Origin of the sequence: Flavobacterium sp. A45, assembly GCF_002001005.1 — a bacterium.
In the GTDB taxonomy this organism is placed as follows: domain Bacteria; phylum Bacteroidota; class Bacteroidia; order Flavobacteriales; family Flavobacteriaceae; genus Flavobacterium.
On record NZ_MUNX01000065.1, the window covers coordinates 55,327 to 71,243 of the forward strand.

General features: G+C 32.2%; 13 protein-coding genes. 3 read left to right on the forward strand and 10 right to left on the reverse strand.

Annotated elements, in window-relative coordinates; translation table 11 throughout:
• Positions 1-26: 26 nt before the first annotated feature.
• The 6 genes from B0E44_RS06280 to B0E44_RS06305 form a co-directional block, all read right to left on the reverse strand.
• The gene (locus B0E44_RS06280) at positions 27-1,244 is read right to left on the reverse strand and encodes a YaiO family outer membrane beta-barrel protein (protein ID WP_165688774.1); all 1,218 of its coding nucleotides are present in this window, start codon (positions 1,242-1,244) and stop codon (positions 27-29) included.
• A gap of 68 nt (positions 1,245-1,312) precedes the next feature.
• Positions 1,313-2,755 carry a glycosyltransferase gene (locus B0E44_RS06285; protein WP_217341295.1) on the reverse strand — a complete coding sequence of 481 codons (1,443 nt, stop codon included), beginning with the start codon at positions 2,753-2,755 and terminating at the stop codon, positions 1,313-1,315.
• 101 nt (positions 2,756-2,856) lie between these two features.
• Positions 2,857-3,918, reverse strand: coding sequence for a HEAT repeat domain-containing protein (locus tag B0E44_RS06290; protein WP_077371679.1), 1,062 nt, complete (start codon positions 3,916-3,918; stop codon positions 2,857-2,859).
• Positions 3,919-4,175: 257 nt separating this feature from the next.
• Entirely contained in the window at positions 4,176-4,940 is a 765-nt protein-coding gene (locus B0E44_RS06295) for a TIGR02757 family protein (RefSeq protein WP_077372036.1), read from the reverse strand.
• Between the two features lie 4 nt (positions 4,941-4,944).
• Positions 4,945-6,642 carry a hypothetical protein gene (locus B0E44_RS06300; protein ID WP_077371683.1) on the reverse strand — a complete coding sequence of 566 codons (1,698 nt, stop codon included), beginning with the start codon at positions 6,640-6,642 and terminating at the stop codon, positions 4,945-4,947.
• Between the two features lies 1 nt (position 6,643).
• Positions 6,644-7,336 carry an ABC transporter ATP-binding protein gene (locus tag B0E44_RS06305; RefSeq protein WP_077371686.1) on the reverse strand — a complete coding sequence of 231 codons (693 nt, stop codon included), beginning with the start codon at positions 7,334-7,336 and terminating at the stop codon, positions 6,644-6,646.
• 193 nt (positions 7,337-7,529) lie between these two features.
• On the opposite strand from B0E44_RS06305, the gene B0E44_RS06310 reads away from it, so the two are divergent.
• On the forward strand, positions 7,530-7,847 hold the full coding sequence (locus tag B0E44_RS06310) for a hypothetical protein (RefSeq protein WP_077372039.1): 318 nt from the start codon (positions 7,530-7,532) through the stop codon (positions 7,845-7,847).
• Between the two features lie 9 nt (positions 7,848-7,856).
• Here the strand turns inward: B0E44_RS06310 and B0E44_RS06315 are convergent, their stop codons facing one another.
• The 3 genes from B0E44_RS06315 to ychF form a co-directional block, all read right to left on the reverse strand.
• Positions 7,857-8,384: an NADPH-dependent FMN reductase gene (locus B0E44_RS06315; RefSeq protein ID WP_077371689.1), complete on the reverse strand. Its 528-nt coding sequence runs from the start codon at positions 8,382-8,384 to the stop codon at positions 7,857-7,859.
• 11 nt (positions 8,385-8,395) lie between these two features.
• The gene (locus B0E44_RS06320; RefSeq protein WP_077371692.1) at positions 8,396-9,313 is read right to left on the reverse strand and encodes a YihY/virulence factor BrkB family protein; all 918 of its coding nucleotides are present in this window, start codon (positions 9,311-9,313) and stop codon (positions 8,396-8,398) included.
• A gap of 208 nt (positions 9,314-9,521) precedes the next feature.
• Positions 9,522-10,616, reverse strand: coding sequence for a redox-regulated ATPase YchF (gene ychF, locus B0E44_RS06325; protein WP_077371695.1), 1,095 nt, complete (start codon positions 10,614-10,616; stop codon positions 9,522-9,524).
• Positions 10,617-11,121: 505 nt separating this feature from the next.
• Between ychF and B0E44_RS06330 the strand changes: the two genes are divergently transcribed.
• Together B0E44_RS06330 and B0E44_RS06335 are read left to right on the forward strand one after the other, a co-directional pair.
• Positions 11,122-13,797 (forward strand): TonB-dependent receptor, encoded by a 2,676-nt coding sequence (locus B0E44_RS06330; protein WP_077371698.1) that lies wholly within the window; start codon positions 11,122-11,124, stop codon positions 13,795-13,797.
• 79 nt (positions 13,798-13,876) lie between these two features.
• Positions 13,877-14,620: a class I SAM-dependent methyltransferase gene (locus tag B0E44_RS06335; protein ID WP_077371701.1), complete on the forward strand. Its 744-nt coding sequence runs from the start codon at positions 13,877-13,879 to the stop codon at positions 14,618-14,620.
• Here B0E44_RS06335 and B0E44_RS06340 read toward each other — a convergent pair.
• A complete protein-coding gene (locus B0E44_RS06340; RefSeq protein WP_077371704.1) occupies positions 14,604-15,767 on the reverse strand; it encodes a hypothetical protein in 1,164 nt (387 codons plus the stop codon). The two genes, B0E44_RS06335 and B0E44_RS06340, sit on opposite strands and share 17 nt — an antisense overlap.
• Between the last annotated feature and the right edge of the window lie 150 nt (positions 15,768-15,917).

Consider the following 15,917-nt stretch of genomic DNA (forward strand, 5'->3'; position numbering starts at 1 on the left):
ATGTTGATTTGTCTGTGTTGCATATTTTAAAATTGATATTGGAACATTAACGCAATTTCGGTTTCGATTTGCTTCGAACCGGGCGTATATTCTTGATCGTTCACAGATATTTGTAATCCTGTTACGTAATGGTCTCCAAATAATCGATAGTAACCTCCTCCAATTCTAAAGGAATCAAGGGATAAGCGTTGCTCTATTTGCCCAATAGTTGTTCGCTCATCTGGCGAGGTTCCATAACCTGCAATTAATGTTAAGTAATCAAATCGGGTATTGAAATAGTAACGCGTCGTTAAAGTAAAGGCGGGATAAACAGTGCTATTGTCAAATTGAAAATAGGATCTCAGATTAAGCCAATACGAGCCTAAATATTTGCCAACCCCAACAACTGCGGTGGCAAAATTGGTGTCATCGGTATCAATGTAGCGAACTCCTAAGTCGGCTTCCCAACCTTTGTTGAAATTATGGAAAAAGGAATATCCAAGTCTTAATTTAGGAAAAACAGGATCGGAACTGTAACCACCGCCGATGTAAGAGTAGCTTTTTTTGCCTGTAAAAAGGTAGGCTTCGGCTTCATATTGAATGCCGTCGATTACACTTTGACCATCGGCAAATCGTTTGGAATAATTAATTCGGGCAATTGCCGATCCCCAATTTCGTTGCCTGATATATTGCAGACTTCCAAAATGCCAAGGTCCATAACCGGATCGGTCAAAGGTGGTGAAGTTGTAGTTAACCCCAATTCGGTCTGACTTTAGTCGGCTATCAGCAATGAAATAATGCAGTTTAAAGTCGGAATCTTTTGGATACATCGCCTGCATTTCTTTTAAGTAAGTCTCACTTTTTTCCTTTTCTCCCTGCAGTTCGTAGATAGCGAGTTTTTTGTATCGGAAATCTTTTTTTCCGGGATGTGCTTCAATGGCTTTGTCTACTGTAATCATTGCATCTGCATAGTTTTTATCTTCAATATCCATATTGATAAGGTAGGCAAATGCGTCCTCATAAACAGGATTTTTTCCGATGACATACTTGTAATAATAGCGTGCGCTGTCTTTGACATTTGTCAATTGATAAATCCGTCCTGTCAATAAATAAAAGTCCAAATAATCAGGTGCCAGTTTCATTCCCAATTGGGTTTTCTTCAAGGCTGATTCATAGTTTCTATCTTGGTTTGTTTCTTTGACGGCGACAGTCAAAAGGCTGTCCACATTAATTTTTTGGGCGAAAACGGAATTGCTCTTTGTCATTCCTAATATTAGAAAAAAGATTATGAAAGTTTTTATGTGGTGTCTATATCTCATAATTAATTTTGAGTTTAAATTTTAAATTCTGTGTTTTTTTCTGGTTTTGTGCTAAAGCCTTGCCTTTGCATGTTTCCCCAATTTTGTTCTTTTTGTTTAATAAAATGGTAATATCCTTTTAGAGAAGCATATATGTTTATTGGATGATAAAAAAAAGGTTCGATAATGGCCATTAAAATCAGAATGGTTATTTCCTTGGTATTAGCATAATTTTTATAAATCACATCATCCAAAAATATGGATACAATCGTGAGAATTAAATAGAATAAATAGACCAATAATGTAATGTAAAAGAAGAACAGGTAATTCACCTCAAAAAATATAAGAAAGAGTAAAGTGGTAATTATACCTACTATTTCAATTATGGGCATCATAAATTCGAAAACGAAAAAGTATGGAAGAATGAAAAAAGCTGTTCTTTTATATTTTGGTTTAAAAAATAAATTTTTATGTAAAAATAAGGTTTGGATTAATCCTCTTGCCCATCGCATTCGTTGTCGTATAAAGATGGTTTTATTTCCAGGAACCTCAGTCCAGCACAAGGATTCAGGTATATATTGAATCGAAAAAGGAAGTTTCATGTCGTACATGTATTTTCTCATTCGAATAACGAGTTCCATATCTTCTCCCAATGATTTGTGCCAATAGCCACCTGCTTTAATTACGATTTCTTTATCGAACATGCCCAATGCGCCCGAAACTAATAACAAACTGTTTATTTGGCTCAAAGCCATTCTGCCTAAAAGAAAAGCTCTTACATATTCTAATTCTTGAAAACGGGCATACCACCCGGTTGGAAAATGAATTTTGACCAGGAATCCGTCTTTTACCTCACATGAATTGGAACTTCGGATACCAGCTCCAGTAGCAATAACTTTTCTTTCGCTTTCTATAAAAGGTTTAGCCAGTTTTATTATAGCATCATTTTTTAAGATACAATCAACATCCGTACATAAAATTAATGGATATTTTGTAGAATTAATACCAGTGTTGGAGGCATCGGCTTTGCTCTTTCGGTTTTCTTTATCAACGACCAAAAGTTTTGAGTATAATGGATTAGTGGATTTGTAATGTCCTCGTACTGGACCTGTTGGTATTTTTTCTTCATAGTAGAAATCGACTTTGACCAATTCAAATTCTCGTATCAGTTTTTCAAGAGTATCATCTGTACTGCCATCATTGATTAAGACAACTTCATATTTAGGGTAGTTAAGCGACAATAAGGATTTTATATTGTACACTACTGTTGCCCCTTCATTGAAGGCAGGTGCAATAACCGATACACCAGGAATATGATTGGATTTTACCAATACATTATTTGTGATAAAATGTTTTGTATTGAGATATTGTTTTATGGCATAATAAGACAAGAAAGCCAATGTTAGATATAACAGAATATAGGTTATGGAAAATAATCCGACGAATATTTCATAAATATCTAATAGTAATTTCATCATATTGTTCTTTTATATTTGGTTTCTAATTTTAAGATTGTAAAGGCTTGTCGTTTCATATTTTCTTAGGAATGTTATTATATGTTTTAAGATATTTTCTAACATTACAAATAGGGTGTTTTAACATGTTTGACCATTTTTTGTACATCTTCATTATCCAAAAAGTGATCTTCAAAATAATTGGGATTTATTTTGTTGAGACAATAAACAGCATCTAGTTTGATATTTTCTGCGGTTTTATTTTCTAATAATTTCGCTATAAAGTTCTCGGAGTCTGCTGTTCCTATTCCGGAAAGGGTATTGAAAATCTCTAGTTGGTTTTCTTTATCCTCATATTTAAATTGTTCGATCAAAACGGATTCGGCTTCGTAAATAAATAAGAATTTCACTGCTGAAATCGCTTCGAAACGAACGGATTTGTCACTATGCTTTAATAATTTGACAATGGTTTCATTTTCATTGGTATAATTGTAAAACATCATTAATTTAATTCCCAGTTTGATAATCGATGTGTTTTCTGAAAGAATCCATTGATTTAAATTACTAGGCATTTTCGTTTTTTGCTGATGTAAAATATCCATAATATTGATTTCTTCGGCAATAGTGATTTGATGGGAGAAATCAATTAAAGATTCTAATTTTTTTGGTTTTAATGAAATTAGCGCTAAAAAAGCACTGGATTTTACTCTTCCGTTTTTGTGATTTAATAGTGGTGTAATGAAATGGATTCCTTTTTTATAGTCCATCGATTCCAGCTGATACATTCCTACACGTTTTAAATAAGAATAATTGCTGTTCAGAAGTTTTTTGGTGTATTCGAATAAATCAAATTGCTCGTATAAAAAATGGAAAGTATTGGTGACTTCGCCTTTTAGATTCAATTTCAAGAAAATAATCTCATTTAGGATTAATTTTTTGCACCATTTTTTTTCAAATGGGATTATTTTTTTAAACTGTTCTATTTCGGTTTGAAAAAGTGTTTCATCAAAAGGAGAAAAAATAATATTGGTCAGAAAACTGTCAATTTCACTTTTGGCTGCTTCGAATTTTGGCTTGAACAAATCGTATCTGAACCTATTAATTATCAAAATAGTTATTAGTAAAATAAACCCACAAATTAATACGGGTAAAACAATCAGGATAAAATAATATATAAATACATCCATTAACAGAAGTCTTTTTTTAGGAATTGAAGCAAAAACTAAACCAATATCGGATTGTTTTTGATTTTTTTAATAAAAAAAATCTACATAAAGATAATGATTATTCTATACTTATTGTATAAATATAATCTAAAATAGGTTGTTGTGAATTGAAAATGAAGTGATTCGGTTTTTAATAGATGGGAAGTGTTTTTTTGAAGTTAAGCACTTGTAAAAGTTAAAATTTCAGTAAAAAGGAGATGGATTATTTTATAAGTTGTTTAAAATCCCTCAAAAACGCCCAGTCCAAATAAGGCAAAATCGTATTTTACGGGGTCCATAGGGTCTAGTTCCCTTAAATTTAAATCCAATTCGGCCAAAGCTTTCCCGTCATTTTGTTTTCGGGTAAGCAAACCCAATTTTCTGGCCACATTTCCTGAATGTACATCCAGTGGGCAAGAAAGAAGCGATGGTGAAATACTTTTCCAAATCCCTAAATCAACGCCTTTTTTGTCTTGACGGCAAAACCACCTTAACATCATATTTATCCTCTTGGCTGCAGAACCGTTCATTGGGTCTGAAATGTGTTTTTGTGTACGGTTTTGATGTGGAATTTCGAAGAATGCTTTTTTGAATTCCGAAATACTTTTTTGGATCGAATCGGTTTCCTGATGTTTAACAAAAACCGCTTCAAGTCCTCCGTGATTTTTGTAAATGTGCTGCAGTCCTTTTATGAAACTGATAAAATCCTGTCCGTTGAACGTTCTGTGGACAAAAGTTTCTAGCCGTTCCAAATCATCTTTTGTATGTGACATCACAAAATCATAAGGCGCATTGCCCATCAAATCTATCATTTTATGAGAGTTTTTGATAATCATTTTGCGATTGCCCCAAGCAATGGTAGCGCTCAAAAAACCAGCAATTTCAATATCTTCTTTTTGTGAAAACAAATGTGGAATTTGTACAGGGTCACTTTCGATAAAATCCTGATTGTTGTATAATACGACTTTCTCGTCCAGAAAAGATTTAAGTTCCGTTTTATTCATTTTGTTATTCTTTCGAAGTGTTTTTAGCGTAAAAGCCATCTTTTAAATTGCTTGTCCGCATTTGTGGTTTTACTTTGTAATAATAATTGAAATATTCAATTTGGGCTTTATTCACACAAGGTAGTTCTCCATCTCCAGAACTCCAGAAAAAATCATTTTCGACAGGAGAGTAAAAATGAAGATTACCATTTTGAAGGTATTCAAATGTAGTATTGGATTTTGTGTTTTTATAAGGGTAAACAATATTTTCTACTGAAAAATTGCTTGTTGATAAGACAAATTTATTTTTGGTAAAAATCTTCAAATTGATCGGGATTAATAAAACAAATCCAGTTATGAAAATTGAAAAGTATAGAGATAAAACGATAAATCTTCTTTTGTTCAGTAACAAAGCCATTAAGAAAAAGGAAAAAAACAATATAAAATTCACAAAGAATCGATACTGTGGAGAGGTGCAAAATAGAAATGCGAGCTGCAAGCACATTATAAAATAAAGAACCCAAATTCCTTTCTTATTAAAGAATTTGTAAATGAATATTGGACAGACAATGATCAGGATTATACTTAATTTGTTGAAGAAACCATGCAATTTTGGTAAAGTGAACCATCTTATGAATAATTCAGAAACAGATATTTTATCATATTGCTCATGGGTTAAGACATAACCGTATAGCTTGGTTTCTTGGTAATAAAATTTTGCTATTGTTTCAGGTATTATATAGTCAGTTTCTAAGAAATGGAAATTGATTATCGGAAAAAGTGTAAAACCACTAATGATACTGTTTTTAATAACAAAAAGTAATAATATAATGACTGAAACTAGCACCGATTTGAAAAGATCAGGTAATAATTTTTTGAAATTTTTTGCTAATAAAAGAATAGGGATAAAAATTAATGCAAAGGAAGTTGTTTTAATGAACAAGGAAAAAAGAACCAAAATCACTATCAGATTAAAATTTTCAGCATCCAGTTTTTTAAAATTTTGTAAAAAATAAAAGAAGATTAGAAACGAAAAAATATAGATCGGAATATCTGGTGAAGGTGAACTTATGAATTGGAATAAAAATATGTTTGCTAGTGGTAACATTCCAATTATAAGATAATTTTTATCCTTGTTTTTGAAATAATCATTCAATTTTGTGATTGAAAATATGTTTCCAAGAAGAAGACAAAAACCACTAAGATCATTGAATTTGTCGTATAAAAATGAGAAATTATATGCACTCTGGAGAATGTGCCAACCACTTGTTTGAGCCAGAAAAAAATGTAAGTTAGCTAGGCCTTTTACAAAACCATATTCATTAATCCATTTTATTGTCTGAATATAATAGGATTCATTATCTAAAATATAAGGTATAGAAGCGCATTGAGCCAAAATCAAGATGGTAATAATGCTTAGAGCAACTTTCAAAGGAGTTGCCAGTGAAATTATCTCCTTAAAAAATGATTTATAAAGTAGCCAAATTTCTTTTTGATATTTAATGAAAATAGCGAGGTTAACGAAAAACAAAACGATATGAAACTCAAAATTTACTCTGCCAAAAATTGCCCAAATACTTGTAAAAACAGTGGTCGTAAAAAGACCTAAAACAGCATGAATAACGAAGTTTTGATTCTTTATCCGTAAGATTTTGTCGGTCACAAAACCAAGATTGATTGTCGAAAAAAAGACATAAATCCAACTTAAAAGTATCAAAATCATTTTATAGCATTATTTGTCCATCGGTCATTACTAACTTTCTATCAGCCATATTGGCTAATTCTTCATTATGGGTTACAATCACAAAAGTTTGCCCAAATTCATCTCGAAGCTGAAAAAACAATTGATGTAAATTTTCAGCAGAATGCGTGTCTAGATTTCCTGAAGGTTCATCGGCAAAAATCACATCGGGTTTGTTGATTAGCGCTCGTGCTACAGCAACGCGTTGTTGTTCTCCTCCTGAGAGTTCGTTGGGTTTGTGATTTATTCGGTGTGATAAACCCAAATATTCCAACAGTTTTTTGGCTTCCTTTTCGGTTTCTGCTTTTGATTTATTCGCAATAAAAGCCGGAATACAAACATTTTCCAAAGCCGTAAACTCAGGGAGTAATTGATGAAATTGAAAAATAAATCCCAAATTCAAATTTCTGAATTTGGATAATGATTTGTCATTCATTTTCAAAATATCTTCATTGTTTATGAAAAGGGAAGTATTATTTTCGGGTGTTTTGTTTTCGGATCCATTTTTTGTTGGGCTGGGTTTGTCCAATGTTCCCAGAATTTGCAATAGTGTTGTTTTACCCGCGCCCGAAGCGCCAACAATAGAAACAATTTCGCCCTTTTTAATATGTAAATCTACTCCTTTTAATACCTCAAGTTGATCGTAATATTTATGTATGTTTTTTGCGTGTATCATTTCAAACTGTTTTTACAAAGAAACAAAGTATTTGCTAATTTACCTTTGTATAATTTCTTTTTATCGAATGTCTAAATTATAAATTTGATGTAATAATTTGGGATTGATTATTAAAGAGTTATTTACTTCCAAAGGATTTATTCTTAAAAAGAACAATTAGATTCGTATATTTATGACAATTAAATTTCAAAAAATGGAAAGTAAAAATGCAGTTGAAGTAAATAATAACCTAAAAAGTAAAAGATTAGTTTTAGGGATTCTCTTTGATGCTATCGGGCTGCTGTCTTTTACAATTCCGGGAATAGGAGAATTTGGAGATGTAATTTGGGCGCCGCTTTCTGGTTTTTTGATGACCAAAATGTACGAAGGCAGAGTAGGTAAGGTGGCCGGTATTCTAACTTTTGTGGAAGAAATATTCCCGTTTTCCGATGTTGTACCCTCTTTTACTCTGACTTGGATATATACCTATTGGATAAAAGGCAATGATAATGAAGGAAAAAGGAATCTATAGAAGTAATATCTAAAGTATAAAATTATTTACAATTTCTTTCAGTTGTTTATCCAATTCTGGATTCGAAATTTTGCCACTTTCGACATCAAAATTATCATTGAAACTTGGTAATGAAAATATGGCTTTTATATCGGCAGCAAAACGTGGGAAATTATTTTTGGCTATTTCCAAAACACTTGCTCCGCCTCTTGCGCCTGGTGAAGTTGCCATCAATAACATTGGTTTTTCCTGAAATATTTTTGCATTTATTCTGGAACACCAATCCACTGTGTTTTTGAAAGCTGCACTGTAATTTCCGTTATTTTCGGCAAGGGAAACCACCAAAATATCGGCAGTTGCAATTTTGTCCAATAATTCTTTTGCTAAAGGATGCTGGCCAATTATTATTTCCTTGTCAACGCTGAATAATGGCATTTCATAATCATTTAAATCCAAAACCACTACTTCGGCATTTTCAAACAAACCCGCAGCATAAGCAGCTAATTTTTTGTTGATGGATTTTTTACTGGGACTTCCGGCAAAGGCTATGATTTTCATATAATTTATTTTTAGGATTTATCTATTTCAAAAAAATCTTTTTTAATTTCGACTGAATATTCATTTGGAAAAATTTTTCCACCATATGTTTTTGCATACACTTTCGTAAATTCGGCTCCAAAGTACAGAATTATGGAGGAATAATACACCCACACCAAAATAATTATTACCGAACCTGCTGCACCATATATAGAAGCAATCGTAGAATTTCCCAAATAATAGCCAATTGCAAATTTTCCTATCATAAATAGTATTGCAGTACAACCAGCTCCAAAACAAGCATCTCTCCACTTTATGATTCCATCAGGCAATGTTCTGAAAATAATGGCAAAAAGTAATGTGATTATTGAGAAGACAATTACTGAATTAATTACATAAAATAAGTAAATCGTGCTTTCCGGAAAATATAATTTCAATCTAGAATTTACTATATCCAATATGACATTTACCAATAAACTAACTATCATCAAAAAGCCTAATGAAACAATCATCGAGAAAGACATTAATCGGTTTTGAATGAATTTTTTTAATCCTTTATTCGGTTTGGCGCGTAAGCCCCATATATAATTGATTGAACTTTGGATCTCTGCAAAAACTCCTGAAGCCCCAATTAACAACATTGTTATACCAAATATAGTGACAAAAACGTTACTCCCGGAAAGCTCAACGTTTTTTATGGCTCCTTGAATCTGAATAGCGGCATCGTTACCAACCAAAGCATTAATTTGTCCATAAAGTTGTCCGGTAACAGCTTCCTCTCCAAAGAAAAAACTACATATTGTAATAATAATAATTAAAAGCGGCGGTAGAGCAAAAATGGTATAATAGGCCAAAGCAGCACTTAGTTTTATAGCATTATCATCTATAAATTCTAAAGTTGTAATTTTTAGTAAAAACCAAGATTTAGACAATAAGTCCCTGTTTAACATAACCTGTTTGTTGAAAAATTAAACCAAATTTATCCAATCCATTTTTTAAAAGTTTTATATAATTATTTTTAGTTTTTACATAATAATAGATGTTTTTTATAAATAAATTACATATTCAAAATTGTCCAAAAAAAAAAAACCTGTAAAATGACTTTTACAGGTTTCTAACTATTCTCTTTATTCTCTTCTCAATTTTCTAAAAAAAAAATTATACGTTGAATCTAAAGTGCATTACATCACCATCTTTCACAATATATTCTTTGCCTTCTACTTTGAATTTTCCAGCTTCTTTTGCTTTTGCTTCTGAACCGTACTGAACATAATCTTCAAATGATATTACCTCTGCACGGATGAATCCTTTTTCGAAATCAGTATGAATAACTCCTGCTGCTTGTGGTGCAGTTGATCCAATATTGATGGTCCAAGCACGAACTTCTTTGACACCAGCCGTAAAATACGTTTGTTGTTTCAATAATTTATAAGCGGCACGAATTAAAACAGATGCTCCTGGCTCAGTCAATCCCATGTCTTCCAAGAAAACTTGACGTTCTTCGTAGCTTTCCAATTCGGTAATATCAGCTTCTGCTCCAACCGAAAGGATGATAACTTCTGCCTCTTCATCTTTAACCAATTCACGAACTTGATCTACATATTTATTACCGTTTACAGCTGAATTTTCATCAACATTACAAACATACAATACCGGTTTTGCAGTAATCAATTGAAATGATTCCATCAAAACTTCTTCATCGTTACCTTGAGGAATAATTGTTCTTGCCGATTTTGCCTGCAATAAATTTTCTCTGATACGATCCAAAAGCGCTTTTTCAGTTTGCGCTTCTTTATTTCCGGTTTTGGCAGCACGGTTTACTTTTTCTAAACGTTTTTCTACCGTTTCTAAATCTTTTAACTGTAATTCAATATCGATAGTCTCTTTATCGCGAATTGGGTTTACATTCCCGTCTACGTGAACAATATTGTCATTGTCAAAACAACGCAAAACGTGAATAATAGCATTACACTCTCTGATGTTTCCTAAAAACTGATTTCCTAGACCTTCACCTTTGCTGGCACCTTTTACCAAACCGGCAATATCTACGATATCTACAGTTGCCATTTGCACGCGTTCTGGCTTAACTAGTTCTTCCAATTTATTGATTCTTGGATCTGGAACGTTTACAACTCCAATATTAGGTTCAATAGTACAAAAAGGGAAGTTGGCACTTTGCGCTTTTGCATTTGATAAACAATTGAATAATGTTGACTTTCCAACATTTGGTAACCCTACAATTCCTGCTTTCATATTATGTTTGTTTACAAATAACAGTTGTCTACTATTTGTCTTTAGTAATTCCTTTTTTAAAGTTTGCAAATATAAGATATAAAGACATTACTCCACAAATATTCCTCCTTCCTTTTATATGTAGCACACAAGAATAATTCAAATACTAAAATTTTCATCTAGTAACAACACAAAAAAAGCAGTTTGGTTAGCTAAATGGTTTTTATTAATGATAGAATACATTTTCTCTTGTTTCAAGTTTCGCTACAATAATTATTAAAGCCGATATTGATTATTGCCTAAAAATTAGACTGTGAAATAAATATATCAAAAAAACGGAAAACATAAATTAAACTCATATAAATACTAATAGCTTTTTTTCTAATAGTTATGACTTGTCGGAATTACCATATTGATAAAAATTTTCTAATTTTTAGACAAAATATAACATTATATATTTATTATGTTAATATTTTGTTATATTAGCCATGATAATTAACCAATAACCAACCAAACTTAATTGATTATGAAAAAAATCGCGCTTTTATTCTTTTTGTTAAATGCCATGTTTATGATGGCTCAAAGAGAAGTTTCCGGAGTCGTAAAAGACAAAACAGGAACCCCACTACCAGGTGTTAACGTTCAGGAAAAAGGGACAAAAAATGGAGTTTCTACTGATATGAACGGTAGTTACAAACTTAGTGTAAACGAGGGAGCAACTTTGATTTTTAGTTATATTGGTTACAAAAGCGTTACAAAACTTGCCGATGCAGCAATAATTGATGTGGATTTATCTGAAGAAGGAGAACAAGAACTGAAAGAAGTACAAATTGTAGGTTCCAGAAATTCAAAAAGAACAGTGGTCAACTCGGCAGTTCCTATCGATATTATCAGTGTAAAAGATGTAACTACACAAAGCGGAAAGCTAGAAATCAATGAGCTTTTACAATATGTTGCCCCTTCCTTTAATGCAAATAAACAATCTGGTTCTGATGGTGCCGATCACGTAGATCCAGCGTCATTAAGAGGTATGGGGCCAGATCAGACCCTTGTTTTGATTAATGGAAAAAGAAGGCATCAATCCTCTCTAATCAACCTTTTTGGGACTAGAGGCAGAGGAAATACAGGAACAGATTTGAATGCAATTCCGGCTTCATCTATCAAAAGAATAGAAATTTTGAGAGATGGTGCGGCAGCACAATATGGATCAGATGCTATCGCTGGTGTAATCAATATCGTTACAAATGATAATGTTGATGAATTTACAGGTGCTGTAACTTATGGTGCTTTTAATACGGATGCAAAAGGTGATTTTCCTGTTGGAACTGCCAACACAAAAGACTACAGATTAGACCAAAATGGAAACGGAAATACTTTCGGTAAAAATAAGTCTTTCGATGGCGGATCTATAAAAATAGGTGCTAATTACGGTACAGCTATTGGAAGTAAAGGCGGCTTTGTAAATGTTACAGGAGAATTTTTGAATAAAGAAAAAACTTTACGACCTGGTTTCGATTTTAGAAAAGGTTTTGGAGAAGCAGAAATTCAAGGAGTCAATTTATTTGTGAACCTTTCTGTTCCAATCTCAGATAGAACAGAATTTTATGCTTTTGGAGGAAGTACTTTCAGAGATACTGATGCTTATGCTTTTACCCGAAATGATGGAGAAAGAGTTGTAGAATCAATATATCCTGGAGGATATACACCAAGAATTACATCAAAAATCAATGATAATTCGATTGCAGCAGGTATTAGAACTGAGACCACAGGCGGATGGAAATGGGATCTTAGCAATACTTTGGGAAAAAACAAATTTCATTATGATATAGAAGGAACCATCAATGCTTCACTTGAAGAGAATTCACCAACAGAATTTGATGCCGGCGGACATAGTTTACTTCAAAATACGACAAATTTAGATGTTACAAAAAATTATGACGATATTCTTAGCGGACTGAATATCGCCTTTGGTACTGAATTTAGAGTTGAGCAATTCGAAATTTTCGCTGGAGAAGAAGGTTCTTACGCAACTTATGACACTAATGGGCAACCAATTACAGACCCAACAACTCAAAGCGCCCCTATTGATCCTATTTCTGGAGAAGCTAGACCAGGAGGTTCTCAAGGTTTTCCTGGTTACAGTCCGTTAAATGAAGTAAACAAAAGTCGCACCAACTTCTCATTATATACTGACGCTGAGTTAGATGTTACTAAAGGCTGGATGATTAGCGGAGCTGTTCGTTATGAGAACTATAGTGATTTTGGAAGTACTGTAAACGGAAAACTAGCTTCAAGAATTGAACTTACTGATAACATTAATTTAAGAGGTTCTGTAAGTACAGGTTTCCGTGCGCCTTCATTAGCTCAGATATATTACAATTTACGCTTTACAAACTTTAGTTCAGCTGGAGCAACCGAAGTCTTACTTTCTTCAAATGACAGTCCTGTAACAAAAGCTTTTGGCATTGATAATTTAAATGAAGAAAAAGCAATAAATGCATCTTTAGGCTTTACAGCAAATTTCGGGGATTTTACTGCCACTATAGACGGATATTTAATTAATGTAAAAGATAGAATTGTACTGACTGGCTATTTTGATGCAACACAATTTAACCTTGGTGTTGATGAAGCGCAATTTTTCGTAAATGGTGTAGACACAAAAACAATAGGTCTTGATGTCGTTTTAGCTTGGAAAAAAACTATTAATGAAAATAGATTTAGCGCTACCCTTGTTGGAAATATCAATGACATGAAGATTGACAAAGTAAAAAATGGTGATTTAGACGAACAAACATTTTTTGGAGAACGTGATAAAGCCTTTTTACTAGCTTCTGCTCCACCTAGCAAATTTGGACTAAACCTTAATTACGGAAGAAAATGGTTTGATGCCGGTTTGGCTTTTACAAGATTTAGCGAAGTAAAACTTTTAGACTATCAAATGTATGAAGATGTAGCAGACTATGGGTCTTTTGAAGAGCAAAAAATAGCTGCAACAGATACTTACGGAGCAAAAATTGTAACAGATCTTACTTTAGGATTTAAGCTTTCTAAATCTCTTAAATTAAGTGTTGGCGCTAATAACCTGTTAAATATTTATCCTGATCAGCAAGATGACTGGGTTGAAGCTGGAGGATATTGGGATGCTGTACAAATGGGATTCAGCGGTGCTTATTACTATGCTAGATTAGGTTTTACATTCTAAAAAGCAAAAAAAAATAAAGGACAATCGAAAGAGAGTCCTTTATTTTTTTTCCTAAATTTATACTATACAAAGAACTATTATGGCAAATTTATTTAACGGAAAAATGGCCGCTATTTTTGATGCTATGTACCAAACCTTTATCGATTATGACGAAGAACATGAGTTTTATAATACGTTAATTCAAGAGAAAAAATGCAATTCCATTCTTGAAATAGGAAGCGGAACAGGAAATTTAGCCAAACGATTTCAAGAAAACAATCAGAATTATATAGGTCTTGATTATAGCCAGAGCATGATTGAAATTGCACAGGAAAGAAATAAAAACAGCATTTTTATTCATGGGGATATGCGCAATTTTGTGCTTGAAAATACAGTTGATGCCATTATTATAACTGGTCGTTCTACAAGTTATTTGACCAATAATGAAGATGTAATAGATACTTTTGAATCTGTTTATAAAAATTTAAATGCAAATGGTGTTCTTATTTTCGATTTTATTGATGCCAATCGGTTCATTCCTTTTATCAAAGAAAATCAAACGATACTCCACGAAGCTACATATGAAGGAGTAAAATACATCCGGGAAAGCCATTGGGAAACCACTCCAATGGAAAATTTCATGTTGGATTGGAGCGCACAATATTACAAGATTGTGGATAATGAAAAAGAGATTTTATTGGATGATTTCTCTACCGTTCGGGTTTTTACATTAAATGAAATCCAACTATTCTTATATCTCAATAATTTTGAAATCATCAAAACTATAGACCGAAAAACATATGCTTATGATACTTATGTGATTATGGCTAGAAAGATTTTATAATTTTATTTATTATCTCTAATTCTTTAGCGGTAGGAGTGAGTCCAGAAACATTCCAATAATCTGTTAGTATGGAATTCTTTATATTGAAAAGAGTTTTGTCTTTAAAAACATCACTTTCCTTATAAGTGTAATTTTGAATATTAAAATTTGTTGTTATTAAGTTATTAAGCACTTCTATGTTCTTTGTTTCATTACCGGTATTGACGTCGTAATTAATTTCTTCTTTAGAACTGAATAAGTAATAATTTTCTCCATCAACCCTATAATTGGTTTTAAACACAGACCTAATTATATTTTTTGTCCCTTTTGAGGTTTCTTCTTTAACTCCTGCCAATGTAATAGGTGAGAGTTCAGTATTTATCTCAATTATTAATTTTCTTTTAACGTCGTAAACAATTTTAAAATCATCCAATAATTCAGTTGTGCCTTCCAGAGGAATAGCAGATATTTCATTATACTCCTGATTTAAGGGATATACCTTTACAATAAAGTTGTATTTTTTTCTTGTTTTTTCATCCAATAATGGTCTTAATACTGTGAAGATATAATACTTCTCCATCGAAACATTTAAATTATACCCTAAGAGATCCGAACTGATGTCATCGTCAGCTAAACCAAAAGAGCGATTTTGTTCTACCAATAAAATCGATTTTACTTTTTTCTGGTCTTTGTATAATTGGAAATTTATGAGACCATCATTGAAGTAGGCATAATTACCATTTAATTTAAAAAACTCTCTTGAATAGGCTTTCAGTCTAGCGGGTACATTCAGTTTTTTAATTGAATTACCAACTAATTCTTTAATTATTTCTTGAGGATGCTGTTTTGTTACGACTATATCATCAAGAGTATTTAGTTTACTCTTTAAATAGATAATATTTTCAGGCTGATTTAAAGAAGCCCATTTTATGGTAAGTGGTAAATAAGCCGAGTGTGTCACTTTTATATTTGATCCTCCTTTTAGTTCAAAAACAACTTTTCCGTCACTATTAGACATTAAAACTTGCTTTGTTTTTAAAACTAAAATGACAGCATCTTCTATCGGTAGGTTGGAATCAATATCCAATAGTATTAATGTTCTTTCATTGGTTTGTGAAAAAACATTAAAACATAAAAAGAATAGAAGCAAAACGAGAGTTTTTTTCATATTTTTTTAATGGAAATGACAAATCAGTAAAAAATAGTCACTTTAAAAATAGGAAAAAAATCAATTAAATGTTATTTTTTTAAAAGAGAAAAAAGTACAGTATAAAAAAACCTGTGTAAAAACACAGGTTTGTATTAAAATTCAAATGGT

What these genes read in the sequence shown, in the direction of transcription:
- B0E44_RS06340 (WP_077371704.1), bottom strand. Translation starts at nt 15,767, where the DNA reads ATGAAAAAAACTCTCGTTTTGCTTCTATTCTTTTTATGTTTTAATGTT.
- ychF (WP_077371695.1), bottom strand. Translation starts at nt 10,616, where the DNA reads ATGAAAGCAGGAATTGTAGGGTTACCAAATGTTGGAAAGTCAACATTA.
- B0E44_RS06315 (WP_077371689.1), bottom strand. Translation starts at nt 8,384, where the DNA reads ATGAAAATCATAGCCTTTGCCGGAAGTCCCAGTAAAAAATCCATCAAC.
- B0E44_RS06300 (WP_077371683.1), bottom strand. Translation starts at nt 6,642, where the DNA reads ATGATTTTGATACTTTTAAGTTGGATTTATGTCTTTTTTTCGACAATC.
- B0E44_RS06290 (WP_077371679.1), bottom strand. Translation starts at nt 3,918, where the DNA reads ATGGATGTATTTATATATTATTTTATCCTGATTGTTTTACCCGTATTA.
- B0E44_RS06310 (WP_077372039.1), top strand. Translation starts at nt 7,530, where the DNA reads ATGGAAAGTAAAAATGCAGTTGAAGTAAATAATAACCTAAAAAGTAAA.
- B0E44_RS06330 (WP_077371698.1), top strand. Translation starts at nt 11,122, where the DNA reads ATGAAAAAAATCGCGCTTTTATTCTTTTTGTTAAATGCCATGTTTATG.
- B0E44_RS06285 (WP_217341295.1), bottom strand. Translation starts at nt 2,755, where the DNA reads ATGATGAAATTACTATTAGATATTTATGAAATATTCGTCGGATTATTT.
- B0E44_RS06335 (WP_077371701.1), top strand. Translation starts at nt 13,877, where the DNA reads ATGGCAAATTTATTTAACGGAAAAATGGCCGCTATTTTTGATGCTATG.
- B0E44_RS06305 (WP_077371686.1), bottom strand. Translation starts at nt 7,336, where the DNA reads ATGATACACGCAAAAAACATACATAAATATTACGATCAACTTGAGGTA.
- B0E44_RS06295 (WP_077372036.1), bottom strand. Translation starts at nt 4,940, where the DNA reads ATGAATAAAACGGAACTTAAATCTTTTCTGGACGAGAAAGTCGTATTA.
- B0E44_RS06320 (WP_077371692.1), bottom strand. Translation starts at nt 9,313, where the DNA reads ATGTTAAACAGGGACTTATTGTCTAAATCTTGGTTTTTACTAAAAATT.
- B0E44_RS06280 (WP_165688774.1), bottom strand. Translation starts at nt 1,244, where the DNA reads ATGACAAAGAGCAATTCCGTTTTCGCCCAAAAAATTAATGTGGACAGC.